27 protein-coding genes are annotated in these 25,668 nt (G+C 42.6%); 1 reads left to right on the top strand and 26 read right to left on the bottom strand.

Annotated features, from left to right (window positions below; translation table 11 throughout):
- Positions 1 to 101 precede the first annotated feature (101 nt).
- From D6853_RS03530 to D6853_RS03515, 4 genes are read right to left on the bottom strand one after another with little or no spacing between them, the layout of a single operon-like run.
- Positions 102 to 1,124: an NAD(P)H-dependent glycerol-3-phosphate dehydrogenase gene (locus D6853_RS03530; protein WP_120656457.1), complete on the bottom strand. Its 1,023-nt coding sequence runs from the start codon at positions 1,122 to 1,124 to the stop codon at positions 102 to 104.
- A 23-nt stretch (positions 1,125 to 1,147) separates the two neighbouring features.
- Positions 1,148 to 1,804: a glycerol-3-phosphate 1-O-acyltransferase PlsY gene (plsY, locus tag D6853_RS03525; RefSeq protein WP_120656455.1), complete on the bottom strand. Its 657-nt coding sequence runs from the start codon at positions 1,802 to 1,804 to the stop codon at positions 1,148 to 1,150.
- Complete coding sequence (gene der, locus D6853_RS03520) at positions 1,804 to 3,132, bottom strand: ribosome biogenesis GTPase Der (RefSeq protein ID WP_120656453.1); 1,329 nt, start codon at positions 3,130 to 3,132, stop codon at positions 1,804 to 1,806. The genes plsY and der overlap by 1 nt, the downstream gene beginning before the upstream one ends.
- Positions 3,133 to 3,159: 27 nt before the next feature.
- Positions 3,160 to 4,518, bottom strand: a complete 1,359-nt coding sequence (locus tag D6853_RS03515; protein ID WP_120656451.1) for a DUF512 domain-containing protein — start codon at positions 4,516 to 4,518, stop codon at positions 3,160 to 3,162.
- Positions 4,519 to 4,647: 129 nt separating this feature from the next.
- On the opposite strand from D6853_RS03515, the gene D6853_RS03510 reads away from it, so the two are divergent.
- Complete coding sequence (locus D6853_RS03510) at positions 4,648 to 5,847, top strand: ribose-phosphate pyrophosphokinase (RefSeq protein ID WP_120656994.1); 1,200 nt, start codon at positions 4,648 to 4,650, stop codon at positions 5,845 to 5,847.
- 86 nt (positions 5,848 to 5,933) lie between these two features.
- Here the strand turns inward: D6853_RS03510 and D6853_RS03505 are convergent, their stop codons facing one another.
- The 22 genes from D6853_RS03505 to ffh form a co-directional block, all read right to left on the bottom strand.
- A complete protein-coding gene (locus tag D6853_RS03505) occupies positions 5,934 to 8,384 on the bottom strand; it encodes a sensor histidine kinase (RefSeq protein WP_120656449.1) in 2,451 nt (816 codons plus the stop codon).
- The gene (locus D6853_RS03500) at positions 8,381 to 9,076 is read right to left on the bottom strand and encodes a response regulator transcription factor (protein ID WP_120656447.1); all 696 of its coding nucleotides are present in this window, start codon (positions 9,074 to 9,076) and stop codon (positions 8,381 to 8,383) included. Before D6853_RS03500 ends, D6853_RS03505 begins: the two co-directional genes overlap by 4 nt.
- A 76-nt stretch (positions 9,077 to 9,152) precedes the next feature.
- Positions 9,153 to 9,986 (bottom strand): peptidoglycan editing factor PgeF, encoded by an 834-nt coding sequence (pgeF, locus tag D6853_RS03495; protein ID WP_243108285.1) that lies wholly within the window; start codon positions 9,984 to 9,986, stop codon positions 9,153 to 9,155.
- 71 nt (positions 9,987 to 10,057) lie between these two features.
- The gene (locus D6853_RS03490; RefSeq protein ID WP_120656443.1) at positions 10,058 to 10,429 is read right to left on the bottom strand and encodes a YraN family protein; all 372 of its coding nucleotides are present in this window, start codon (positions 10,427 to 10,429) and stop codon (positions 10,058 to 10,060) included.
- A gap of 36 nt (positions 10,430 to 10,465) precedes the next feature.
- A complete protein-coding gene (locus D6853_RS03485) occupies positions 10,466 to 10,774 on the bottom strand; it encodes an EscU/YscU/HrcU family type III secretion system export apparatus switch protein (RefSeq protein ID WP_120656441.1) in 309 nt (102 codons plus the stop codon).
- A gap of 46 nt (positions 10,775 to 10,820) precedes the next feature.
- Complete coding sequence (locus D6853_RS03480) at positions 10,821 to 12,662, bottom strand: flagellar hook-length control protein FliK (RefSeq protein WP_120656439.1); 1,842 nt, start codon at positions 12,660 to 12,662, stop codon at positions 10,821 to 10,823.
- Positions 12,659 to 13,420, bottom strand: a complete 762-nt coding sequence (locus tag D6853_RS03475; protein WP_120656438.1) for a ribonuclease HII — start codon at positions 13,418 to 13,420, stop codon at positions 12,659 to 12,661. The genes D6853_RS03480 and D6853_RS03475 overlap by 4 nt, the downstream gene beginning before the upstream one ends.
- Positions 13,420 to 13,983 (bottom strand): signal peptidase I, encoded by a 564-nt coding sequence (lepB, locus tag D6853_RS03470; protein WP_120656436.1) that lies wholly within the window; start codon positions 13,981 to 13,983, stop codon positions 13,420 to 13,422. The genes D6853_RS03475 and lepB (D6853_RS03470) overlap by 1 nt, the downstream gene beginning before the upstream one ends.
- Positions 13,984 to 14,029: 46 nt before the next feature.
- Positions 14,030 to 14,908, bottom strand: coding sequence for a ribosome biogenesis GTPase YlqF (gene ylqF, locus D6853_RS03465; RefSeq protein ID WP_120656434.1), 879 nt, complete (start codon positions 14,906 to 14,908; stop codon positions 14,030 to 14,032).
- Between the two features lie 11 nt (positions 14,909 to 14,919).
- On the bottom strand, positions 14,920 to 15,525 hold the full coding sequence (gene lepB, locus D6853_RS03460; protein ID WP_120656432.1) for a signal peptidase I: 606 nt from the start codon (positions 15,523 to 15,525) through the stop codon (positions 14,920 to 14,922).
- A 107-nt stretch (positions 15,526 to 15,632) separates the two neighbouring features.
- A complete protein-coding gene (gene rplS / locus D6853_RS03455) occupies positions 15,633 to 15,983 on the bottom strand; it encodes a 50S ribosomal protein L19 (RefSeq protein WP_092243338.1) in 351 nt (116 codons plus the stop codon).
- Positions 15,984 to 16,087: 104 nt separating this feature from the next.
- Positions 16,088 to 16,510, bottom strand: coding sequence for a cytidine deaminase (locus tag D6853_RS03450; protein WP_120656431.1), 423 nt, complete (start codon positions 16,508 to 16,510; stop codon positions 16,088 to 16,090).
- A 14-nt stretch (positions 16,511 to 16,524) separates the two neighbouring features.
- Entirely contained in the window at positions 16,525 to 17,466 is a 942-nt protein-coding gene (locus D6853_RS03445; RefSeq protein WP_120656429.1) for an ABC transporter permease, read from the bottom strand.
- The gene (locus D6853_RS03440) at positions 17,466 to 18,596 is read right to left on the bottom strand and encodes an ABC transporter permease (protein WP_120656427.1); all 1,131 of its coding nucleotides are present in this window, start codon (positions 18,594 to 18,596) and stop codon (positions 17,466 to 17,468) included. The genes D6853_RS03445 and D6853_RS03440 overlap by 1 nt, the downstream gene beginning before the upstream one ends.
- Entirely contained in the window at positions 18,596 to 20,110 is a 1,515-nt protein-coding gene (locus D6853_RS03435) for an ABC transporter ATP-binding protein (protein WP_120656993.1), read from the bottom strand. The genes D6853_RS03440 and D6853_RS03435 overlap by 1 nt, the downstream gene beginning before the upstream one ends.
- A 131-nt stretch (positions 20,111 to 20,241) precedes the next feature.
- The gene (locus D6853_RS03430; RefSeq protein WP_120656425.1) at positions 20,242 to 21,465 is read right to left on the bottom strand and encodes a BMP family lipoprotein; all 1,224 of its coding nucleotides are present in this window, start codon (positions 21,463 to 21,465) and stop codon (positions 20,242 to 20,244) included.
- A gap of 47 nt (positions 21,466 to 21,512) precedes the next feature.
- Positions 21,513 to 22,289 carry a uridine phosphorylase gene (gene udp, locus D6853_RS03425; protein ID WP_092243842.1) on the bottom strand — a complete coding sequence of 259 codons (777 nt, stop codon included), beginning with the start codon at positions 22,287 to 22,289 and terminating at the stop codon, positions 21,513 to 21,515.
- Positions 22,290 to 22,358: 69 nt separating this feature from the next.
- Positions 22,359 to 22,868, bottom strand: coding sequence for a ribosome maturation factor RimM (rimM, locus tag D6853_RS03420; RefSeq protein WP_120656423.1), 510 nt, complete (start codon positions 22,866 to 22,868; stop codon positions 22,359 to 22,361).
- Position 22,869: 1 nt separating this feature from the next.
- Entirely contained in the window at positions 22,870 to 23,583 is a 714-nt protein-coding gene (gene trmD, locus D6853_RS03415) for a tRNA (guanosine(37)-N1)-methyltransferase TrmD (protein ID WP_120656421.1), read from the bottom strand.
- A gap of 81 nt (positions 23,584 to 23,664) precedes the next feature.
- On the bottom strand, positions 23,665 to 23,892 hold the full coding sequence (locus D6853_RS03410; protein ID WP_092243356.1) for a KH domain-containing protein: 228 nt from the start codon (positions 23,890 to 23,892) through the stop codon (positions 23,665 to 23,667).
- Positions 23,893 to 23,946: 54 nt separating this feature from the next.
- Positions 23,947 to 24,192: a 30S ribosomal protein S16 gene (gene rpsP, locus D6853_RS03405; RefSeq protein WP_026512872.1), complete on the bottom strand. Its 246-nt coding sequence runs from the start codon at positions 24,190 to 24,192 to the stop codon at positions 23,947 to 23,949.
- A gap of 99 nt (positions 24,193 to 24,291) precedes the next feature.
- Entirely contained in the window at positions 24,292 to 25,668 is a 1,377-nt protein-coding gene (gene ffh / locus D6853_RS03400; RefSeq protein WP_120656419.1) for a signal recognition particle protein, read from the bottom strand.

The raw sequence follows: 25,668 nt of genomic DNA, 5'->3' as shown, positions 1-25,668 counted from the left end.
TTTGTATTATAATATTTATCAAATAATAAAACAACCCTTTCTATGTAATACACAACTACATAGAATGGGTTGTTGCAATATCAAGAAATTTTGTTTAATTCTTACCACTCCAACATACTGTTTTCTATCTTCTTATCTCTTAACATTAGATCCTTAACAGCCTCTTTAGGTGGCTTGCCGTCAAAGAGGATCTCGTTAACAGCCTTGATTATGGGCATTTCAACTTCATACTTCTCGGCAAGCTTAAGTGCTGCCTTGGCGCTGTATACACCCTCTACTACCATCTTAACTTCGTCCATGGCCTCCTGATAGGTCTTGCCCTGTCCGATAAGCATTCCGGCGCGTCTGTTACGAGAATGCATGGAAGCACAGGTTACGATAAGATCGCCTATGCCGGAGAGTCCTGCAAAAGTCTCAAACTTACCGCCCATAGCCATTCCAAGCCTTGAGATTTCGGTGATACCACGTGTAATAAGCGCTGCCTTTGCATTGTCACCACATCCGAAACCGTCCGCAATACCCGCTGCAAGAGCAACGACATTCTTAAGTGCGGCGCCGATCTCTATCCCTAGCATATCGGGACTGATATATACTCTGAAGAAATCATTCATAAATACGTTCTGAACGTATTTGGCGATCTCTTTATCGAAAGCTCCGACAACAATAGTTGTCGGCATGCTCTTTCCTACTTCTTCGGCATGAGAAGGTCCGGATAACACACATACATGACAGCCCGGAAGCTCATCCAAGATAACATCGCTCATCACCATAAGCGATTCTTCTTCAATACCTTTACTGCAGTTTACGATTATCTGTCTGTGTTCCTCGTTCTCCTCAATGAAAGGCTTCATGCGCCTTATCGTCTCTCTCATGTGAGCAGAAGGAACAACAACAACTATGATGTCCTTATTTCTGACCGTCTCTTCCATGTCGGAAGTAAATTTAACGCTCTCAGGAAGTCTGATTCCCGGAAGCTTATCCTCGTTTCCTCTGTACGCCTTGAGTTTAGCGACGCTGTCTTGGCTTCTTGACCACACCGTCACATCATGTCCGTTACCTGAAAGCACATGTGCCAAGGCAATACCCCAGCTACCAGCGCCTACTATGCCAACTTGAGTATCCAAATTAGGCCCTCCATATATATTTTTTAGTCGATCTTATTTTTCTTTGTTAAATATGTCTTTCTCTCAGTTCCTGATAAGAGCTTTTTGATGTTTCCCCTGTGCTGATAAAAAGCAAGCGCTGTCAAAATAGCAACGATTATATAGATCTCATTTAGTTCGCTCTGAGGAAGTGCCCCTAGAAGTCCCATCTGTCCGAATACAACAGTCTGGATAAAAAACACCGTGTAAAGACAAAGGCTGCTGACAGATACAAAATGCGTGATGTTAAAAGGAACAAAGAAAGCAAAAAGACCTACAAGCACAAACTTCCATCCCATTGAAATGATGTAGCCGGCTGTACATGCGATTCCTTTTCCTCCCTTAAATTTTAGAAAGAAAGGGAAATCGTGTCCAAGCACGCAGCCTGCAGCCGTATAGATCATGTAAAGGTACTTATATTCGGGATTTCCTTTTGTAAAAAGAAAATATGTAACAAGGATAGCAATTATGCACTTAAACATATCTCCCAAAAGAACGATAAGTCCTGCCTTAGTTCCCATTACCCTGAGTGTATTGGTTGTTCCCGCATTGCCGCTTCCGACGCTCCTGATATCTACTCCCTTCATCCTGCCGTACAAAACAGCTGTCTGAAACATGCCAAAAACATAACCAATAACCAAACACAATACTCTCTCTAACATCACTTATCCTCTTTTCTCTCCCTAATGATGAATCTGAGCGGAGTTCCCTTAAATCCAAAGGCTTCTCTTATCTGATTCTCGATATATCTAGTATAGCTGAAATGCATAAGCTTTTTGTCATTTACGAAAATAACAAATGTCGGCGGCTTAACTGATGCCTGCGTAATGTAATAAAGCTTAAGTATCTTACCCTTATCACTCGGAGGCTGCTGCATTACAACCGCCTGCGTCATGATCTCGTTAAGAACACCCGTTGCCACTCTCATGGCGTGGTTTTCACTTACGATATCGATAAGATCATAGAGCTTGACCAGTCTTTGTCCCGTCTCTGCCGAAATAAAGATTATCTCGGCGTAATTCATGAACGGAAGCATATTTCTGATATTCTTGGTAAACTCTTTAACCGAATGATTGTCCTTCTCGATAAGATCCCACTTATTGACTGCAATGATAACCGCCTTACCGCTTTCATGTGCAATTCCGGCGATCTTGGCATCCTGATCCGTAACGCCTTCTTCCGCATTTATAACTAGAATAGCGACATCCGCTCTCTCTACGGCTCCTACGGTCCTTACTATCATGTAGTGCTCAAGAGCATCCTTGACCTTGCTCTTACGACGAAGTCCAGCAGTATCAATAAATGTATAGTTCTTGCCGTTATATTTGATCTCGGTATCTATAGCATCACGTGTTGTGCCTGCGATATCCGAAACGATAAGTCTGTTCTCACCGATAAGCTTATTGATGATCGATGACTTTCCGACATTGGGCTTACCAATGATCGCAATCTTGGTCGTATCGTCTTCCTCGTCGTTTATAGAATCCTTACGAAAATGACTTACAACCTCCTCAAGAAGATCGCCTATGCCCTGCTTGTTAACAGCAGAAATCGGGAAAGGCTCGCCTATTCCGAGATTATAGAACTCATAAACATCGAGCGAATCTCTGGTATAATTATCAACCTTATTAACGCACAAAACGACGGGCTTACCGGATCTTCTAAGCATATCCGCAACCTTGGAATCGGAATCCGTAAGTCCCTGCTTGACGTCAACCATGAAAATAATGACATCTGCAGTATCTATCGCTATCTGCGCCTGCTCTCTCATCTGAGAAAGGATAACATCCTTGGACTCAGGCTCAATACCGCCCGTATCAATAAGCGTGAAGCTGTGATTAAGCCACTCCACGTCCTGATATAATCTGTCTCTTGTAACGCCCGGCGTATCCTGAACGATAGCGATCCTGCTACCTGCCATTGCATTGAAAAGCGTGGATTTACCGACGTTTGGTCTACCGACCACTGCAACTATATTTTTTCTGCTCATAACAATTCCTTTTTTGTATTATCAAGTTCAATATGTCTCTTCTACCGGAATATCAAACAAAAGAGCTGCAAGCTCATGCCCGTCGCACTTGGATATTCCTATATCTACATTAAGTTCCCTTTCAACATCACTTACCGTGAAGTCATCAAGAAAATACTCTTCTCCGCTTCTTAAAAGGTTTTCCGGTAAAAAGAGTGTGCTTCCAAGCTCTTTGTCTTTTAACTGCTTAATTATATCCTGTCCGGTCAAAAGCCCGGAAACAGTGATCCTTTCGCCAAAAAACTCATTTACGATCTCATATACGTTTACTTTAAGCCCCTTACACAGCTCCATGGCTCTTTTTGCCATATCTCTGATACAGGGATACACAAGCCTGCCCGTAGCTATTGATATATTTCTTTGCACAGACATAAGATGATCGGAATGCTCGGATGTAATCACATTAAGTGCCTCTTCGTATTCATCAAGCAAAAGCCTCATCATGCCAACGCCGTTTTCCAGCTGAATATATCCGTCATATCTCTCGGCCTCGGGAAAATCACGACACGCGAGGAAATACCACTCATCACTGGCATGAATAAAATGAATGCCGTGCTCGTCATACACCTTCTTTTGCCAGCTTTCTATCAGATCAATGACCTGTTCGGCGTCCTCTTTATTAAAGGGTTCAAGCGGATAAAGACCGTCTCTGTATTTGGAAAGCCCAACCGGGACAACCGAAACACTCTGAAGATTCGGAATGTACTTGGATAAGTCGCTTATCGACCTCTCAAGCTCTTTTCCGTCATTAACACCCTTACAAAGCACAATCTGACCGTTAAGCTCGATTCCCGTGCCGGGAGCACAAAGTCTGTCGACCTTCTTAAGAGCCTCTCCCGCAAACCTGTTGCCAAGCATCATGCATCGAAGCTCGGGATTGGTTGTCTGAAATGATACGTTGATTGGCGATAGGTGATATTTCAAGATTCTATCGATGTCCTTGTCGGACATGTTCGTAAGAGTTACATAATTACCTTGAAGAAAAGACAATCGTGAGTCATCATCTTTAAAATACAAGGTTTCACGCATGCCCTTGGGCATCTGATCAATAAAACAAAAGATACATTTGTTATAACAGGACCTATAATCATCCATAAGCCCGTTATCAAACTCTATACCAAGATCCTCGTCGAAATCTTTGTCGATATCAAGAAGCCACTCCTCGCCATCGGCCTTCCTTATAAGGATGTCGAGGTGCTCGTCCTGAACAAGATACTGAAAATCAAAGATATCGCTTATTTCCTGATCGTTGATCTTAAGGAGTCTGTCGCCCGGTTCAATATTCATTTCTTCGGCAATGCTGCCTTCTACAACAGCACCGATAAGATGACCTTTTTTCGAATCCATCTGAAATATATCCTCTTGCTACGCTAATACTCCCGGGTGTTATTATACATGAATTTCCTTGACGTGTCAGTAATTATGATGATAAAACAATATATGGAAGAAATAGAAAACCAAATGAAAGGAACTATTATGCCTGATTTTCACCTTCTAGAAGGAACAATTCCGGTAGCGCCGCTTAATCTGATCGTTATGGAGTCGGCTTTGGAGCTTGGAAACAGTGTCGATAAGTACATTTCTCAGTTCAGACACGAGCTTTATTCCATGCCCGGCAACGATCCTGCGTTCCACGGTTATGTCAAGGACAGCTACAAGATTCACTTCACTATGGACAGATTCGGAAGTGGCGAATCCAAAGCCACAATAAACGAGAGTGTCCGCGGAAACGACGTCTATATCCTCACGGATATCTGCAACTACAGCATTACTTACAAGATGTACAACTACGTTAATCACAAATCTCCCGACGATCATTACCAGGATCTTAAGAGAGTTATCGGTGCCCTCACAGGCAAAGCCAAAAGAATTAACGTAATAATGCCCTTCCTCTATGAAGGAAGACAGCACAAGAGAAACGGAATGGAATCCCTTGATGCGGCTCAGATGTTTAAAGAGCTCTATGATATGGGTATCTCCAATTTCATCACTTTTGATGCTCACGACCCAAGAATATCCAATGCAAAGCCTCTAGGCGGATTTGATAACTTCCTTGCATCATATCAGTTCATGAAGGCTCTGCTCTCACATATTGATGACCTTATCGTTGATAAGGATCACCTTACCGTAATATCACCCGATGAAGGCGCTCTCGACAGAGCGGTTTACTTTGCCAACGTTATTGGCGCCGACACAGGTATGTTCTATAAGAGACGTGACTACGCTCATGTCGTAAACGGATCCAATCCTATCGTCGCTCACGAATTCCTTGGTTCAGACATTCAGGGAAGAGATGTTATCATCATCGACGATATGATTTCATCCGGTTCCAGTATGATAGATACTGCCAAGCAGCTTAAAAATATGGGTGCCAAGCGAGTATTTATCTGCACTACCTTCGGTCTTTTCACAGACGGAATGGATAAGTTTGATGAAGGCTACGAAAAAGGCTATTTTGATGCGGTCATTACGACCAACCTCACCTATATGGATGAAGAGATCACCAAAAGAGAATATATCTTCATCGCAGATATGGGTAAATTCCTCGCAACCATCATCAACTTCCTCAATCACGATGCTTCAATGTCAACGGTCAACATGCCAACAGACAAGATTCACGAGATTGTCGAGAAGTACAATTCAGGATGCAAGACACCTACAGAACTTTTTGACTAATATAATATTTTCAAATAAAAAGATACGGAGCCTTAGTCACTTTCCCCTAGACCAAGGCTCCTTCTCTTTCCCTTTATATATATGTGTTAAACAGCTTCAAAGCTGATAACAACCTTGAACAGATCGCCATCCAATTTGATGTCGAAAGTTCCACCCTGTGCAATCGTAAGGTTCTTGGCTATGGAAAGTCCAAGCCCGCTTCCTTCCGTTGCTCTCGATACATCTCCTCTTATAAATCTCTCCGTAAGCTCTGCTACATCGATATTAAGTTCTGTAGAAGAAATGTTTTTTATGGAAAACTCAACGTTGTTTCTGTCATCTTTTCCAGGAACATATTTCATATCCATGTAGACTCTGGTTCCTGAAAGAGCATATTTGCAAACATTGTTGAGTAAGTTCTCTATAACTCTCCAAAGATGATGCGCATCTGATGTAATACACATGGATGCAGCCTCATGCTTAAATATCGGAGTAAGATTGCTGTCCTCAAATTTCTCATAAAACTCACCGATAGTCTGATTAACAAGCTCTACAAAATCGGTTCTTTGAAGCTCTATGTTGATATTTCCGGAACTGATCTTGGCTACTTCAACCAGATCCTCTGTAAGCTGTTTGAGCTTCTGGGATTTCAGATCAAGGACATCTATGTATTCTTTAACTTTGTCATTGTCTATCTTTTCCCTTTTTATAAGATCAACATAATTGATGATAGAGGTAAGCGGCGTTTTAATATCATGCGAAACGTTGGTAATAAGATCCGCCTTCATCTTCTCATCTTTCATGCTGGTATCAACAGCCATCTTAATACCGTCACCGATTGAATTAACGGCTTCGGCAAGTGCCACATTGTCTGAGCGAAGATTCTCAACCTCAACCTTAGCACCGACATCTCCGTTTTTGATGTTCTCGATTACATGAATTATCTTATCTCTGTCAAGATTCTGCCTGTATATGAATACACCGATAAGTATATCCAAAACAATAGCCGTGATAATTCCGGGAACACCGATCAAAACAAGTAAAATATTAAGCAAAACAAAGATTGCGTAAGGAACCCATGTACGAACTATTACGCTGGCATTATTGGTCGTATTGACAATAACGTCTTTTGCACCGAAAGCCAACTTTTTGATCAAGCTGTCTTTCCACAAAAGTCCGCTCTTACCCTTCTCGGTAAGATTATAGATCAGGTCCAGAAGACCGATATCTGCAATAAATACGCCGATTCCTACAAGGATCAGAATAAGCGGATTCTCCAAAAGCCTGTCAATATTTCCTTTATACATAATAGAATCCAGATATGCTATTCCGACGGGAACGGCTATAATGGCAAGGCCTCTTACGGCTATAAGCTCCGTAAACGTCCTGTTCTGCGTCGTCTCGGGTATTACCGATATCTGCGATATCGAGATTATAAGTAAAAGCACATACAAAAATACAAATAATGCGCATAAGAAGTACAGCTGCGATCTATAAGGACTGTATTTGGCAAAGCCCGCCTTTCCCTGCGTAAAATCATCATCACAAGGATATGCGGCGGTATCTACGCCGATATATACCTTGATCTGATCGGGATAAGCAAAGCTGTAATTCTTTACCATGGATCTCACTATAGTCTCTTTTATGAGCGTATTTGATTCATATGAAAGCTCATTGGGACAATAGTAAATGTATTTACCGTAATTTTTAAACTTATCTAGAAGATTCTCATCCTCTTCTACGCTGACATTGGTATAAATATCAGTCTTGTTGTTTATGGTTCTTGAAACGTAGTATCTGATATTTGAATTCTGATAGCTGTAATAAGAAATATTCTTAACGTACTCATTGTAGTTACTCAGAAGCGCTACTGATGCGCTCTCTACGGACTGACGCAAGGTATCGTATTCATCCCAATTAGAAACGATTTCTTCAATATTCTTACCGTCAACGGTCTGATATCTGCATTTGAGAATATCATGCTGACCATCCTGGAACTCATAGTTTCTTGGCTTGTTTGATGTAATACTGTTGTCATCAAGCTGAGAACTGAGATATGAGTTCATACCGCCCGAAACTATATTATTCTTAAGATGAGTATATGTCGTTTCTTCAGCAAGAAAACTCGCGCACTCTTCTGCTGTCATCGCTTTTCGTTCAGTCTCAAACCCGTTCTGAGCCCATTTCAAAAGATCTGACAAATGATAATGAGCCGTGATATAGCCTCCAAGAAGTACTGAACCTCTATTTACATATGCGGTGACGTCAATTATCTTGTCACCGTCATATTGTCCGTCTGTTTCAAGCTGGCTTCGCTGCGAAACAAGCCTAAGTACATTGGATATATTGTTTCCCAGGATATTATTGAAAAGATATGACTCTTCATAAGCTCTGGATTTATCGGCTTCATGAAGACTGTACGAAACATCCCCGTTAACACCGTTTATAAGGATGTTTGTTCCCTGCGTGGTAAACAAAAGTATAAGGACAATGAAAGCAGCAAGGAAATGCTGAACAACGCTTCGTACATTAATTTTCCCAAGTCGTTTGTCTTTCATAGAACCTCATCCTCAATCTTGTATCCGACACCCCATACAACCTTGAGGTATTTGGGGTCTTTAGGATTGATCTCAATCTTTTCTCTGATATGTCTGATATGGACTGCGATAGTATTGTCAACTCGTACGGCAGAATCTTTCCAGATCTGCTCATAAATCTGATTTATTGAATATACCTTGCCCTTGTTTTTAACAAGGAAAGCAAGGATATTATATTCAATCGGCGTAAGCCTAATGCTCTCTCCGTAGACAAAGCATTCCTTGGAATTGTCATCGATGACAAGGCCGCCTGTTGAATAGACATTTTCCTTGTCCTCGACACTTCCCAAAGTCATAAATCTGCGGATATTGGACTTTACTCTTGCAACTAGCTCAAGTGGGTTAAACGGTTTGGTGATATAGTCGTCCGCGCCGATATTAAGACCTAAGATCTTGTCGGAATCCTCTGACTTAGCGGATAAAAATACTACAGGAATTGTGCTGAATTTACGTAGTTCCCTCACAAAGTGGATGCCGTCCATTCGGGGCATCATCACATCTACAATCGCAAGCTGAATCTTGGCGCTCTTTAAAATCTCAAGAGCCTCGATTCCATCATATGCCTTATATATCCTAAAGCCTTCCTGTTCAAGATAGATCTCGATCGCATCAACTATTTCTTTATCATCATCGCATACAAGAATATTTTCCATACTATCCTCACAATCCCTATATATATATTAAAACATCAAAATCTTAAGATTCTCTGTAGAAAATTCTTAAGATTTCTTAAGAATTACCGTTTATCGATAAAAATGCTGCAAGATTGCCTCTGTCTTCATGGTGTATCCTGTGTGAAAACAAAAGCTCCGGATTACATCTGGTGCATATATCCGTGATAATTATATTTTCTTCCTTAACTCCCTTTTTTAAAAGAGTCAGTTTGATCGCATTCCACAGATATAGCCTGTATTTTCCTTCCGGATATTTAACTAAGATCTTGTTATCCCTAAGCTCAGCCTCCGTATAGTTTTCGGAGAACTCCGAGGCGACATCTTCTCCTATTTCGTAGCAGTCGCCGCAAATTGAAGGTCCAATGGCACATATAAGATCTTCCGCCTTGGTTCCGTAGTTATCTGCCATCTTTTCAATCGTTCTGGCTGATATCTCACCTTTAGTACCTTTCCAGCCCGAGTGCGAAAGTCCGATCGCTTTGTTGACGGGATCAACAAAGTATACGGGCGGACAATCTGCATGAAATGTTGATAAGATAATACCGGGAACATTGGTTATAAGTCCGTCTATATCTATATAGTCCCTCGATCTTGCGGGTCCTTTGCCTCTGTCTTCTTCCGTTATGACCTTTACATTGGTGGTATGAGTCTGGAAGGTCGACACAAAATCGTCCAGCTTTCTTCCGTGCCCCATTATATCCGCTATTCTCTTATAATTCTCATCAACGGCTTCTTTCTCATCGCCTCTTGTATAGCTAAGATTCATTTGAGAATAACAGCCCTTGGAAACGCCGCCTATTCTGGTGCTGAAAAGATGATTCACAAAATCTATCTGTTCAAGCCTCGGAAAAACAAGGTATTTAACGCCGTTCTTTTCTCTAAGCTCCATTGTCTTTTCCGTGCCGCATCTTTTTATTTCTGTGTTTAACATATGTATGTATATAATGCCTTTCCGTTATCTTAATATACGTATTCAAACGCGTCTTTTATCCATTTTATCTTATATTCCTTATCATCGCCACTTATAGCTATAACATCATAGCGAACGGGTGTGTTCTCATCAAGGTGCTTATAATACATATAAAAACCTGATGCCTTAGAAATCTTTTTCCTTTTTAAATAGTCTACGGCAGTCTCCGGACTGCCGTATTTAACGCTCTTTCTGTATTTGACCTCAATAAAACAAAGGTACTTGCCATCGCGTGCGATTATATCTATCTCACCGCTCTTACATCGAAAGTTCCTTTCAACCACTTTTGCGCCGTTTTCATTTACATAATCAGCCGCAATATCTTCAAGAGCGGTCCCTAAATTTCTTTTATTTAATTCCATTACCTAATAACTGTCTTTCTTTTTATTTAAATGCATTTAGTGCCTGTGCGTCTTATCTTTTGCCTTGATCTTATCCATAGCATCGACAAAAACAAGGATCTCAGCAACTACTTCATAGAGCTCGGGTGGGATCATCTCACCGATCTCGAGTCTTGAAAGAGTATCCGCAAGCTTATCGTCGACATGGACGGGAACCTTGCTCTCCTTGGCCTTTTCAATGATCTTTTCGGCAAGGGCACCTTTACCAGAAGCAACGACCTTGGGGGCTCCGTCTTCATTTGGGTCGTAGGCAAGCGCGACCGCGGTTTTCACTTTTTCGTTGTCATTATTGCCATTGTTTGCCATTGTCATTTCCTCGTGCAAAAAAGTTTAAGCCAAAACCGGCTTTTGATCAGGCTCTCGCATCAAAAGATGTCGTTGAAATAAGAGTATTTCTTGAAACACTCAGCATCTCATCAACCGCGGCGTCTTCACCGTCTTTGTCATCGTGAAGCATCATATTAACCTGCATCGAATAGCCTCTCTTTTCAAGTCTCTCATTAAGGATGTGAATGTTGTCGTTTATAAGGTCAAGTACCGAGTCATCGGCGACATAGAAATTAGTAGTAACCTTGGTATTTAGCATCTTAACGTATACATCGACGGGTCCGAGATTCTCCATGTCAAGATGAAGTACTGCGCTGACAGATCCATCCTCAGACAGCTTTTTATGCTTATTTCTGTAGACAAAAAGATCTCCGTGCACATCCTGTCCTGCCATGCGAAGCGGCAGCTGAACATATTGAAACATCTGATTAAGCTGATTTATAAAATCAAGATTGTTCTGAATATTATTAACCGCCTGCCCAAGCTTGGATTCGGAACCGACTGTGTTTACAATGGCATCCGACAAGCCCTTCATCTGAGAATTAAGCCTCTGATACAGGTTATCGATATTCTCTTTCTTTTGGACATCTCCGGGCTTTAACAGCCACTCGGAGCTCATCGCATCCTTAAGAACCTTATTATAATCTTTACTTGTAAAAAGATTCTTCCAGGCAGCAGCCTGACCTATATCGGATAAGTCCGCCGATGTGTAGCTGTTATTTAACTCTTTTAAAAGAGCTTTCGCAGCTTCCCCGGTATCTGTCTTGGATGTCTCTATATACTTATTTATGGCTTCATCCGAAAGATTTAAAGCCTTTAAGTTATTTCGCAGTTCATCAAGATTAGACGCACCAGCTTTAGTTGCAACAGCTTCTCCTGCCAAACTGTCGATTGCTTCCCCGGGTCGGCCTGCAATGGTGGCAGTCTGCGATGCACCTTCTTCGCCTTGACCTGCAATGGTGGCGGTCTGCGATGTGCCTTCTCCGGTCTGCAAAGCTTCTTCAGCGGCTTGTAAAGTGCCCTCAGTTGCCTGTTCGGCTGCTTCGGAAATCGCTCCCTCCGTCCCTGTTTGTCCTGTGATTCCGCCTTGGTCTGCAACAGTTCCGCTCTGCGATGCAACTTCGCGGGCCTGCGCAGCTGTTTCACCTACTTGAGCTTCTACGGCTTCACCGGCAGAAGCTGCGCCCTCCGAAAGCTCTTTTAACAAGGCTCCGTACAATTTCATGGCACCTTCTTCGTTACCGCTTGCGCTAAGCTCGTTAAAAGCAGCCGGAAGCTCATCCATAAGCTCATTTATCTGGCCAATGACCTGATGCTCATAGTTCTTGTAGCTTTCGAATTGAATAATGTTGTTTTCGCTGATTGGAATATTGAGACTCTTCATTTCAACCATGGATGAAATCGAAGAATTCGGATACATCGTAAGATTTTTGTTCATGGAAAGAAGCGCATCTCTTCCGATGGGAAGACCTGCTTCCATCATATTTCTGACCATTTCGACGCTGTCGCGCGTTATCTCGATACCGGCTGCGTTAAGAGCCTTTAAAGTGCTCTCCTCAACCGAAGTGTTCTCGTACAAAGGTGTTATCGCAACTTTGCCGTTCGCCGTAGATCTGACTGCAAAATTAAGTGTCTGACCTTCTCTGAGCCCCATATCTTCAGAGAGCTTGGCTGAGATCACATTATCGCCCACACTAATATTGGCAACCTTCTCTCCGTCAACATCGGTCACAGAAACAACCGTGCCCTGAATTGAAGAGCCTGCCTTAAGCTCAAGCGGCTGTTGGCTTTCGCCTCTGACATTTAAAGTCTTGCCGTCAATTATATACGCCGAACCTGATTGTGATACATTCTGAATAATGCTCATATAAAGTTACCTATAAAACTTCTTCGATGAATCGGGCAAGGACCGTATTTCTTGATAGCGGCGATATGATCGGCGCTACCGTATCCCTTGTTGGAATCAAAACCATACTCGGGGTACTCCTTGGCGTAATCCTTCATCACTCTGTCTCTTGTAACCTTGGCAATTATGCTGGCAGCAGCTATAGAGATACTCTTGGCATCTCCTTTTATTATCGATATCTGCTTATACTTCTCAAGTTGCGGAATATGCACCGCATCGATCAAAAGAGCTCCGGGCTTGACTGACAGCTCGTTAACAGCCATAGTCATCGCTTCATATGTAGCCTGAAGTATATTGATCTCATCAATTCTCTCATTTGAGACGTGACCGATGCCAACCGCAACAGCTTTATTCATGATCTCAATATAAAGCTCTTCTCTCTTTTTTTCGGATAATTTCTTAGAATCGTTTATATACAGAATGTCAGAATCCGCGGGAAGAATAACAGCAGCGGCATAAACAGGCCCCGCAAGAGGACCTCTTCCGACTTCGTCAATACCGCACAAAAGGCCTAAAGACTCATTCTCCCTCTCATACTTTTTCATTTCATAAGTGCGCTTGATCTCTGCTTCTATCGCATCTATCTTCTTCGCAGCCGATTCCACAAGCTTTTTAACACCTGCTCTGTCGTCGCTCGAATACTCGGAAATGAAAACTTTAAACCCTTCTATACTGTCAAGATTCTGATAAATATCTTTAATAGCGGAAATAGCTTCCATTATTTTATGCCCCCAAATTTGGTCAGCGGGAATATCCTAAAGACGGCTCTTCCCATAATATCGCTCTTTTTTATCAAGCCGACAGCTTCTTCTCTACTGTCCATGCTGTTGTTTCTGTTATCTCCAAGGACAAAGAACTCTCCCTCGGGAATCGTTATCTCTTCCCTTGCCATGCCGGGATCTTCGATAACCTCCGCTCCGTAGTTCTCTTCAAGTATTTCACCGTTGATGTAAATATTGCCCTCGTCATCGATTCTCACCTTTTCGCCGGGAAGTCCGATAACTCTTTTGATAAAGTTCTGCTTATTTCCGTGTTTAAAAGGAAAAACAACAATATCAAATCTCTCGGGGTCGTGGAATCTGTAGCTGACCTTTTCAAGAATAAGCGATTCTGTATCATAAACCGTCGGATTCATTGATGAACCGATAACCTTGGTCCTCTGTGCCACAAATGTAATAAAAAGAAGCGTTAAGATAAATACTGTTGCAAGATATAGTAAAGTGTTTAATATTTCTTTTGCCACACTTTTCTTTTTTTCGTTTTCTGTTTTTTCTGTACTCATACTTATGACTGTCCTTTTATAGATTTTTTTAAAAGAGATTTCAGGATTACTCGGTAGGTCTCTCAAGTGTGATCTTTCCGAGTCTTCCGTTTCTGAAATCATCAAGCAGCATTGAAGCGGCTCTTGAAATATCAGGCTCGGCGCCCTGCTTAAAACACTTTCTGTTTATGGCAATGGCAGAAAGCACCGCGCTGTAATGTGTCGCGTACTGCTCTCCTTCAAGTTCTTCGATCTGCTCCTTGGTAATATTATACTTGGAAGGGATCGCATCTTGATAATTCTCTTCAAGAAGTCTGATCAGATTGCAGGCAAGCTCTGTTGTATCAAGGTTCTCATCATTCATTGAACCTATAAGAGCAAGATTAAGTCCAACAGTCTCATCTTCAAATTTGGGCCACAAGATACCGGGAGTATCAAGAAGCTGCATATTCTTCCCAAGAGAGATCCACTGTTTACCCTTGGTAACACCGGGCTTATTTCCTGTCTTAGCGGAAGCTCTGCCCGATAGCTTATTAATAAAAGTAGACTTTCCTACATTGGGAATACCTGCAACCATCGCCCTGATCGGTCTTCCGACGATTCCTCTTTTCTTATCTCTTTCTATCTTCTCGGCGCATGCCTTGAGAATAAGGTCTTTTACCTTTCCTGCCTCATTTCCCGTCTTGGAATTCATCTCAAGAACATAATACCCCTCATTCTTGTAAAATTCTTTCCATTTGATTGTGACGGAAGGATCGGCAAGATCAGCCTTATTAAGAAGAATAAGCCTATACTTATTCTTTCCAAGCTCATCAATATCCGGATTTCTTCCTGATGCGGGAATCCGGGCGTCTGTGAGTTCTATTATTATATCGATCAGTTTGATATTCTCCTGCATCATCCTGATCGCTTTGGTCATATGTCCGGGATACCACTGAAAATTCATAAATTCACCATTTATCTGTTCTTTAATATAAAACCTGATCCGTTGTCGCCGCTTCTAAGCTTAAACCAAGCTTTGCCGACGATCATATTGCTCTTAACGGGACCGATATTGGCACTTCTTGAATCCTCCGAACTGTTTCTGTTATCACCTAGAACGAAGTATTCGCCTCTACCGAGCTTGATCTCGTTGGAAGCAATACCTTCATCTTCCATTTTATCATATAAACTGTCGTCTTTTTCCTGCAACGTGCCGTTTATATACAGCGAACCATCGATTATCTGAACCTTTTCTCCGGGAACGGCTACCACTCTTTTGACATAATAATGAGAATTGGTATTTCCGTTCGGTAAAAAGACAATAATATCGCCCTTCTTTGGACTGAATATCGCATAAGCAAGCTTGTTTACGATTACCTTCTGTCCGTTATAAAGCATAGGCTCCATCGAATCTCCGATAGTTCCTACCTTAAAGCCGAAGACTGTCACAAGAACAAGCGCAGATAACACAGCTGCGATCGTAACACATATCCAAGAAAAGATATCTTTAATAAGCGCAGCGGAAACAGTCTTCTTTCTGGAATAAAAGGTTAAACTATTACGACGTCTTCTCCTAAACATTAAGCCCCCTTTGTTGTATGCATATACATGATGGCTGTGTAAAGCAAATTCCTATCATATAAAAAGAAAGGCAATTACTATAAAAAGTAACTGCCTTTTGTAGCAAATTATCTGGTAACAAGCTCCTTAACCTTAGCCTTCTTACCTGTAAGACCTTTAAGGTAGTTAAGCTTAGCTCTTCTAACCTTACCTCTTCTAACAACCTCTACCTTCTCAACGATAGGTGAGTGAAGGGGCCATGTCTTCTCAACGCCAACACCGTAAGACTCTTTTCTTACTGTGAAAGTTGTACGGTTACTACCGCCCTGGATCTTCTTAACAGTTCCTTCGAAAACCTGAATTCTCTCACGGTTTCCTTCCTTGATCTTAGCGTGTACTCTTACAGTATCACCTGTGCTAAACTGAGGCGCATTAGCGTTCAGCTGCTCTTTCTCGAGCTCCTGGATAATTGTACTCATATATATTTCTCCTATTCAATGGACGTTCTTAATACACTATCTGTAACAGAGGACCGTCTGATTATCACAACGTACACTAATATAACACATAAACAGCCTATTCGTCAACATAAAAGATCTTTCGGCCCAAATCTTTCCGGAAGTATCTCCGGAAGGGAAAATGTCTTATATTCGTCTACCGATTTAGCGATTATAACAAGGAAATTGTCCCTGCAAAACTCGCTCATAACCTGTCTGCAGACACCGCATGGGAAACAATAATCAAGCTCATCAGCGCCGTCATGTCCGCCGACAATGGCAATTGCCTTAAAATCCTTGACTCCTTCGCTGACAGCCTTGAAAAAAGCAGTTCTCTCAGCGCATATAGTGGGTGTATAAGAGGCATTTTCTATATTACAGCCGGTATAAACCTTGTCATCGCCCGCAAGCAGCGCGGCTCCGACATTGAAATGCGAATACGGCGTGTAAGAAAAAGCTCTCATATTACAAGCATAAGTTATAAGCTCTTTTATCTTTTGCTCATCCATACATAATACCTCGATTATCTGGAGCCCTTGTCGTAAGGAATACCCTCAGCCTTGGGAGCTCTTGAATTGGCAGATGTAAGTGCAAGAACTATAAGCGAGATGATGTAAGGCATCATATTGTATACGGATCCGGGTATATTGAGGGCTGCAAGGAAATCAAAGCCCGAATATACGTTGGAAAGTGCTCTGAAGAATCCGAACAAAAGTGCAGCAAGTCCGATATTAACAGGCTTCCACTGGCCAAAGATCATAACGGCAAGTGCAAGGAAACCAAAGCCCGCAACACCGTTTTCAAACTTCCACTCACTTACACCGGCAGTTATGTACACAATTCCGCCGATACCTGCAAGAAGTCCGGAAATAAGCACTCCTGCCCAGCGCATTGTATATACATTTATACCTACGCTGTCGGCAGCCTGAGGATGCTCACCACAGGCCATGAGTCTGAGTCCGAATCTTGTCTTGTAAAGCACGATGTATGAAGCGATAAGCGCTATCAAAGCAACAAGCATAAACCAGTTGAACTGGAATTTACCGATATTTACGACAAGTGCCTTCTTAGCTGTCACATACTGAACAGTTGAAGAAACGTTGTCGGGATTCTCAGCGATGTTGATCGACTTAACAATAACGGTTGCAGCCGCAGCGGCTAGCATGTTAAGGGCTGTTCCTACAAGTGTCTGATCTGCCTTAAAGTTGATGCAGGCAAATGCAAGGAGCATTGAATAGATAACACCGCACAATATTGAAGTGCCAAGTACCGCAAGTACGATCAAAAGCTTGGGAAGTGAAGGATTGATGTACTTAAGTGTAAGCGCTCCACCGAGAGCTCCTATAACCATTATTCCTTCAAGTCCGAGGTTGATAACACCGGAATGCTCAGAGAAGCATCCGCCGAGAGCAACCAATATCAAAACCGAGGCAAACAAAAGTGTATATTGAAGAAGTAATACCATTATTTGTTACCTCCTTCTGCATTATTCTTTTTATTTCTGATCCTGCTGTTTAGGAAGTACTTAAAGAACAGTACGAAACCGCAGAGATAGATGATGATCGCCGAAATGAAATCAGAGATCTGTGAAGGATAGATATTCTTATCAAGATAAGAACCTCCACTAGTAATGTGCTGTATAAAGTACGAAGCAAAGATTGTTCCGATGGGATCAAGTCCTCCAAGGAACGTAGCTGCGATACCATTAAAGCCCATTCCCGGAACGGATGACTGTGTAACGGACCACTGCTCATATCCCGTAAGGTAAAGGAATGCGGCACCGAGTCCCGCAAGAGCACCACCGATAAAGAGTGTGAGAATGATATTTCTCTTTTCTTTCATTCCGCTGTACTTTGCAGCATCTTTGGCAATACCGGTTGCCCTGATCTCATAGCCGAATACCGTCATCGAAAGGATAACCTTAAGAAGCACGGCTATAAGGATAGCAAGCGGAATTGCTATAGTAACGTATTTATTGTTTGAGAAGAACTTCTCAAGTCCGATTGAAGGTAAAACAGCAGCTTTATTTGTGCTAGCAAGTGTTACCGTATAAGGGCTCGCAGTCTCTTTTACCCCGGAAAGGAGCATGTTAACCGTATAAAGACCTATCCAGTTAAGCATGATACCGGAAATAACCTCGTTAACGTTAAGATATGCCTTGAGGATACCTACAACAATACCGAAGATACCGCCTGCAACAAATGCGGCGATAAGGCATACATACCAGGGAAGTCCAAGCTTAAGAGCACAGAAAAGAGATGCTCCGGCACCCGCTACGTACTGTCCCGCTGCTCCGATATTGAAAAGGCCTGCCTGATAACAGAACTGGATTGAAAGCGCACACATAAGAAGAGGCGCAGCCTTAACGAGCGTATTACCAAAGTACTTAAGTGCAGCTGCCTTGGTAGGATAAGTGAAATAGTTCTTTATGATAGTGATAATAGCTTCTGTCGCACCCTTAGCATTGATAAAAAGAAGCGCAATATAACCGATCAAAAGACCGAATACGATACAAAGAAGTGATGCAAGTATTGACTGCACAGCAGGTCTTGCAAAGAAGCTTACTTTTTCAGTCGATTTATTTTCTGCTGACATTATGCACCTACCTCCTTTCTCTTGGCTCCGGCCATGTAAAGTCCGAGTTCTTCGGGAGTTGTCTTCTTAGGTTCGAACTCTCCGACGATCTCACCCTCGTACATTACGAGGATTCTGTCTGAAATGCTCATAACTTCCTCAAGCTCAAGCGAAACAAGAAGGACCGCATGTCCGGAATCTCTCTGAGCAATGAGCTGTTTGTGAATATATTCTATGGCACCTACATCCAAGCCTCTGGTAGGCTGAACCGCAATAAGTAGATCGGGATTCTTGTCAATCTCTCTTGCAATGATCGCCTTCTGCTGGTTACCACCGGACATGCTTCTTGCCGAAGTAACAGCGCCCTGGCTAGAGCGGATGTCGTACTGATCAATAAGTTTTTCTGCATATTTGTTGATCTCGTTCTTTTTAAGGAAGCCTGCTCCTGTAGAGAACTCAGGTTCAAAATATCTCTGAAGCACGAGATTGTATGCAAGTGAATAATCAAGTACAAGGCCGTGTTTGTGTCTGTCCTCGGGGATATGGCTCATACCGCTTGTTGAACGCTCTCTTATCGAAGCATGAGTAATATCTTTACCTGAAAGTTCTATCTTACCGGTTGTAATATTCTCAAGTCCGGATAATCCGTAAACAAGCTCTGTCTGGCCGTTTCCGTCGATTCCGGCAATACATACGATCTCGCCTTCTCTAACGTCAAAAGAGACGTTCTTAACGGCATTGTTATGATGAAGCTTGGAAGGAACCGTCATATTTTCAACATGAAGGATAACCTTGCCGGGCTCCTTATCTTCTTTGGTAGCTACAAGCTGTACGTCACGACCGATCATCATTCTTGAAAGCTCTTCCTGATTGGTCTCGGAAATATTAACCGTACCGATGTACTTACCTCTTCTAAGAACCGAACATCTGTCGGCAACTGCCATGATCTCAGCAAGCTTATGAGAAATAAAGAGGATTGATTTGCCCTCTTTTGCAAGATTCTTCATGATCTGCATAAGCTCATCGATCTCAGCGGGTGTAAGAACCGCAGTTGGCTCATCAAAGATAAGAATCTCATTATCTCTGTAAAGCATCTTAAGGATCTCGGTTCTTTGCTGCATACCAACCGTGATGTCCTCGATCTTGGCGTCGGGATCAACCTTAAGTCCGTATTTCTCGGAAAGCTCAATTATCTTCTTACGAGCTACATCCTTCTGCAAAAAGCCGTGCTTAACCGTCTCATCACCAAGGATGATGTTATCGAGAACAGAAAAACACTGAACGAGCTTGAAGTGCTGATGAACCATTCCGATACCAAGGTCATTGGCATCATTGGGATTGTTTATCACAACTTCCTTTCCGTCCTTCTTGATAACACCTTCTTCAGCCTGATACAAGCCAAAAAGCACGCTCATAAGAGTGGATTTACCTGCTCCGTTCTCACCCAAAAGAGCATGGATCTCGCCTTTTTTCAGCTGAATGGTAACATTGTCATTAGCGATAATACCCGGGAAACGTTTAGTTATGCCAAGCATCTCAATAGCATATTCGCTGTTTTCTGCCACTTTTGTCTCCTCCATTATTTTAATGTACCTAATTGGTAAAAAGGACCGGAAGACTATGAATCTGCCGGTCCCTATCAGCTTAATAGCTGTTAAAAGCAAAATTACTTAATGTTGCCCTGGAAGTTAACCTTAATGTTCTCAGCAGAAGGCTTCTCAGCTGATGTGTCGTTGGAAACAGTGATTGTACCGTTTGCCATATCAGCAACGAGCTTGAGATAATCATCCTTGCTAAATGTATCGTTCCATACAGTTGAATCCTCAGGAAGTCCTACATAGTTAAGTGATGTGTCATCGCCAGATACAAGACCAAGATTCTCGATCTTGCCAGCGAACTTATCCCACTGTCCGTCTCTGATTGCTGAAAGAAGTGTGTTAACTGTAGCCTGAAGGCCCTTCATAGCAGAAGTAACTGTCATGCCCTTCTCGTACATTCCGTCGATTGTAGGAGCCTGGTCAACGTCAACACCGATTACCTTGCCGCCAACCTTAGCAGCAGCCTCACCTGCAGATGTGAAGATACCACCGACGCAAGCGAATACAACTTCTGTGCCGCCCTGATACCAAGTATCCATAGCAGCTGTGATATCAGCATCACCATAGAACTGGTTACCGTAAGCGTAGTTAAGAGTTACGTCAGCGCCGGTCTCCTTAGCAGCTGCGTCAGCACCCTGAACGAATCCGTAACCGTAACGGATAACAGCGGGAACTGCCATTCCACCGAGGAATCCGAGCTTTGTGAAGCCCATCTTTACTGCAGCGTATCCAGCCATGTATCCGGGAAGCTCTTCCTGGTATACTGCTGAGAATACGTTAGCATATGTCTCATTATTGAAATCTGAATCATCACCCTCAAGATCGTACTCAGAAACGTCAAGAGCAACGAACTTAACATCGGGATACATCTCAGCTGTCTCTTTGATAGCTCCTGCAAAAGCATAGCCGGGCATAACGATTACGTTATATTTATCAGCTACTGCCTTGTCGATCATAGCTACTCTCTCAGCGTCTGAATCGCCTTCGGGCTTATAGTATGTGAAGTCACATCCGTTAGCCTCTGAGAAAGCCTTACATGCCTCATAAGTTGACTGGTTGAATGACTGGTCTGTAATGTCACCGTAGTCAGTGATCATTGCAACTCTCATGTCTGTAGCAGCTGCAGCTGTCTCTTCAGCAGCAGGTGCTTCTGTAGCGTCAGCAGCGTCAGTAGTCTCAGTAGTCTGTGCAGGTTCTGATGTTGTAGCGGTACCAGCATTGTTAGAACCGCAGGCAACAAGAGAAGCTACCATTGATGCAGCCATAAGTACTGCAAAAAGTTTCTTTTTCATAATTGTCCTCCATTATTTTATGATGTACTACTGTATAATAAAACCGTTTAGGCTTTATCCGATGCAATAAGGCGTCTTACCGCCTCAATGGTGGTCTTGTACACCACTTCCATATCATGAGCCTGTGGATTGGGAAGCCCCTTCTTGGCTCTCTCCTGATTGGCAACAACGAGCATAACAGCTCCCGTTCTTGCTCTTAAATAGTCCCCTACTACAAATAATGTGGATGATTCCATCTCAGAACATAGTGCACCGCATTTGATCCATGCGTCCCACTTGTATAAAAGCTCGGGTCCTACAGGCTTGGTCTCAGGTTCATGCTGACCAAAGAATGAATCCTTACACTGTACAACACCGACATGATAATTGGCTCCGGCCTTCTTGGCGCCTTCTACAAGAGCACTGACAACATCAAAGCTTGCAACTGCAGGATATTCAATGGGGGCATACTCTTTGGATGTTCCTTCCGCGCGAATAGCGCCGGATGCGATAACGATATCGCCTCCGATAACATCCTCCTGCATACCTCCCGAGGTACCCATCCTTATGAAAGTATCGGCTCCGCACTTCCTGAGCTCTTCTACGGCAATTGCAGTAGATGCGCCTCCGATACCGTGTGACATAACGGTAACCTTCTCACCGTCCAAGGTTCCCGTATAAGTATTATATTCTCTATTATAAGCAATAAATTCAGGATTATCAAAAAGTTTGGAAATAGTCTCACATCTTCCGGGATCACCTGTCAAAATAACGTATCTTCCTACGTCTCCGGGTTTAACATGAGTATGATATTGATATCCCGCACCCTCAGTATAATCGACCATATTCATTCCTAACCGCTAAATATTGATATTAGCAATAGTTTAATCACAATATAACTAATAATAATTATATCACAGAAGTCCGTCCATGACATGAATAATGATCTTTTTGTTTTTTAAATCTATTTCTTTCACGCAGTCCTTGATGGCAGGGATATAAATCTTGCCTCCGTCAGCGGTCTCCATCTCGTATACATCGTTGGCTCCCGTCTGAATAACATCAGTAAGAACGCCGAGCTTATTGTCTTCTTCATCGACAATATCAAGTCCCAGCATATCGGCGATGTAGTATTCACCGGGATTAAGCTTAATTGCATCTTTCCTGTCTATAGTAAGCTCACATCCCCTGAATTTCTCTACGTCTTCTATTTTATCGAACTGCTTAAATTTCACTATCACAAACTTCTTAAAAAACTTGGCGCTCTGAACGTCAAGCTCAAGTTCTTCGCCTCTCTGAGTGTGAAGAGTTACTTTTTTAAGCTTTTTAAATCTATTGGGGTCTTCCGTTGTGGGAAATACATTAACTTCACCGTGAAGCCCGTGGGTTGAAGCTACAACACCAACCTGAAATCTATCTGTCATATTACTTATTCTCCTCCAAATACTTCTCATAGAGATCGGGTCTTCTTTCCTTAGTTCTTATTATAGCCTGTTCAAGTCGCCATTCATCAACTTTTTTATGATCTCCGGACAAAAGAATCGGAGGAACCTTCTTTCCCATCCACTCTTCGGGTCTTGAGTACTGGGGATATTCAAGAAGATTATTGCTAAAACTCTCAGTCATAGCGGATTCATCATTATTAAGAACACCGGGAACGAGTCTTGCGATCGCATCGATCATAACAGTCGCAGGAAGCTCTCCGCCCGTAAGTACATAATCTCCGATTGAAATATAATCGGTAACTATCTCTTCAAGGACTCTTTCGTCAACGCCCTCATAGTGACCGCAAAGAAAAACAAGATCTTCTTCCTTGGAGAGCTCGGATGCAAGCTTTTGGTCAAAAACTCTGCCCTGAGGAGTAACATAAATAACCCTTGGAGTCTTATTTCCATTTGCCGCAATCTTATCCTTGATCGCAAGATAGCAATCATAAATAGGCTGTGCCTGCATAAGCATGCCGGCACCGCCTCCGTATGTGTAATCATCAACCTTGTGATGCTTGATATCATTGGAATAATCCCTGATGTTGACAGCCTCAAAGGAAATGTGTCCTTTATCGATCGCTCTTCCGAGGATACTCGTTGAAAGGATCTGTTCGATCATCTCGGGAAACAAAGTCATAATATGAAAATTCATAATAATCCTTTATACAAATTAAGAGGTAAAAAAGAGCCGAATAAGAGTTACCCTATTCGGCTCATTGTTCATAAATAAGTCTTAAACAATCTCCACATCAACCTTGATGTTCTCTCTGGTCGATGCTGCCTTAACAACAGCACGTATTGCCTTGGCGATACGTCCCTGTTTGCCAATTACCTTGCCCATGTCAGAAGGTGCAACATGAAGCTCGATCATATAATTGCGCCCATCTTTCTTCTCGGAAACAACAACTTCATCCGGATTGTCTACAAGCGCTCTTGCGATTACTTCAACTAATTCTTTCATTGTTTTACCTCCGGCGTAAGTAATTTCATTCTAAAATTCAATAGCAAATGATAATTACTTGCTAATGCCGGCCTGTCTGAACAACTTAGCTACAGACTCTGTAGGCTGTGCACCGTTAGCGATCCACTTCTTTGCAAGCTCCTCGTTAACCTTAACTGTGCTGGGATCTGTGTTGGGATCGTATGTTCCGATCTCCTCGATGAACTTACCCTGTACAGGGAACTTAGAATCAGAAACGATGATTCTGTAGAAAGGAACCTTCTTCTTACCAATTCTCTTCAATCTGATCTTTACTGCCATTTTCAATTTCCTCCATTAAAAAATAAGATAGATAATAAATAATTTTCTTTTTATATGTGTGAAACAGCTGTTTGCTGCATGACATATCAAATTTATAAGTTAAAAGAACTTGTTTCCGCCGAACATTCCGCCAAGTCCGCCCATTCTGCCAAAGCCTCCGCGCTTGCCGCCCATTAGTCCGGGCATCTGCTTCATCATCTTCTGCATCTGCTCAAACTGCTTGATAAAGCGGTTTACATCGGCAATATCATTACCGGATCCCTTCGCGATCCTGTGCTTTCTCTGGGGAGACATAAGCTTGGGATTCTTACGCTCTGCGGGTGTCATAGAAAGAACGATAGCCTCCATCTTGGCAAGCTTCTTTTCATCGGGAAGCATATCATCATTGATCTTGCCCATTCCCGGAAGCATACCCATGATTGAAGAAAGACCACCCATGTTTCTCATCTGCTTCATGCTCTCGAGATACATCTCAAAATCAATCTTGCCCTTCTTCATCTTGGACGCCATCTCTTTGTCTTTCTCGGCGTCACGCTCAGCATTGGCTTCAACTGCCTTGTCGATAAAGCTTAAGACATCGCCCATGCCGAGGATACGGCTTGCCATTCTGTCCGGATAAAACTGCTCAAGATCCGAGAGCTTCTCACCCATACCTACAAAAAGAATGGGCTTACCGGTTACAGCTTTGGTTGAAAGCGCCGCACCACCTCTGGAATCACCGTCCATCTTGGAAAGGATGATACCGTCGATTCCGACTTTCTCGTTGAATTCAGAAGCAACATTGACAGCATCCTGACCTGTCATGGCATCCACAACAAGGAGTGTCTGATTAACAGTTACGGCTTCCTTGATATCCGTAAGCTCCTTCATCATTGCTTCATCTATCTGAAGACGGCCTGCTGTATCGAGGATAACAACATTGTTGCCGTTCTTACGAGCCTGTTCAATAGAACTCTTTGCAATCTCAACAGGGCTTACATCCGTGCCCATTGAGAAGAAATCAACTTCCTGCTTGTTTGCATTGATCTGTAACTGATCGATAGCGGCAGGTCTGTAAATATCGCCGGCTACAAGAAGCGGCTTTCTGCCCTTCATCTTGAGCTTGCCTGCTATCTTGGCAGCGGTGGTTGTCTTACCTGCACCCTGAAGGCCGCACATCATAATGACTGTGATCTCATTTATGGGAAGCAGTGAGATCTCGGTCGTCTCGGAACCCATAAGGGCAGTCATCTCTTCATTAACTATCTTGATGACCATCTGTCCGGGATTAAGTCCGTTAAGAACATCCACACCGACAGCTCTCTCTTGAACGGAACTTATGAACTGCTTTACAACCTTGAAACTGACGTCAGCCTCCAAAAGAGCCATCTTAACCTCTTTAAGAGCAGCCTTAACGTCGTCTTCCGTTAGAAGGCCTTTACTTCTAAGGTTCTTAAAAACGTTTTGTAGTTTATCTGTAAGACTTTCAAAAGCCAT

Origin of the sequence: Butyrivibrio sp. X503, assembly GCF_003625475.1 — a bacterium.
Taxonomy (GTDB): Bacteria; Bacillota; Clostridia; order Lachnospirales; family Lachnospiraceae; genus Butyrivibrio.
This window is presented reverse-complemented; position numbering and strand designations above follow the sequence as displayed.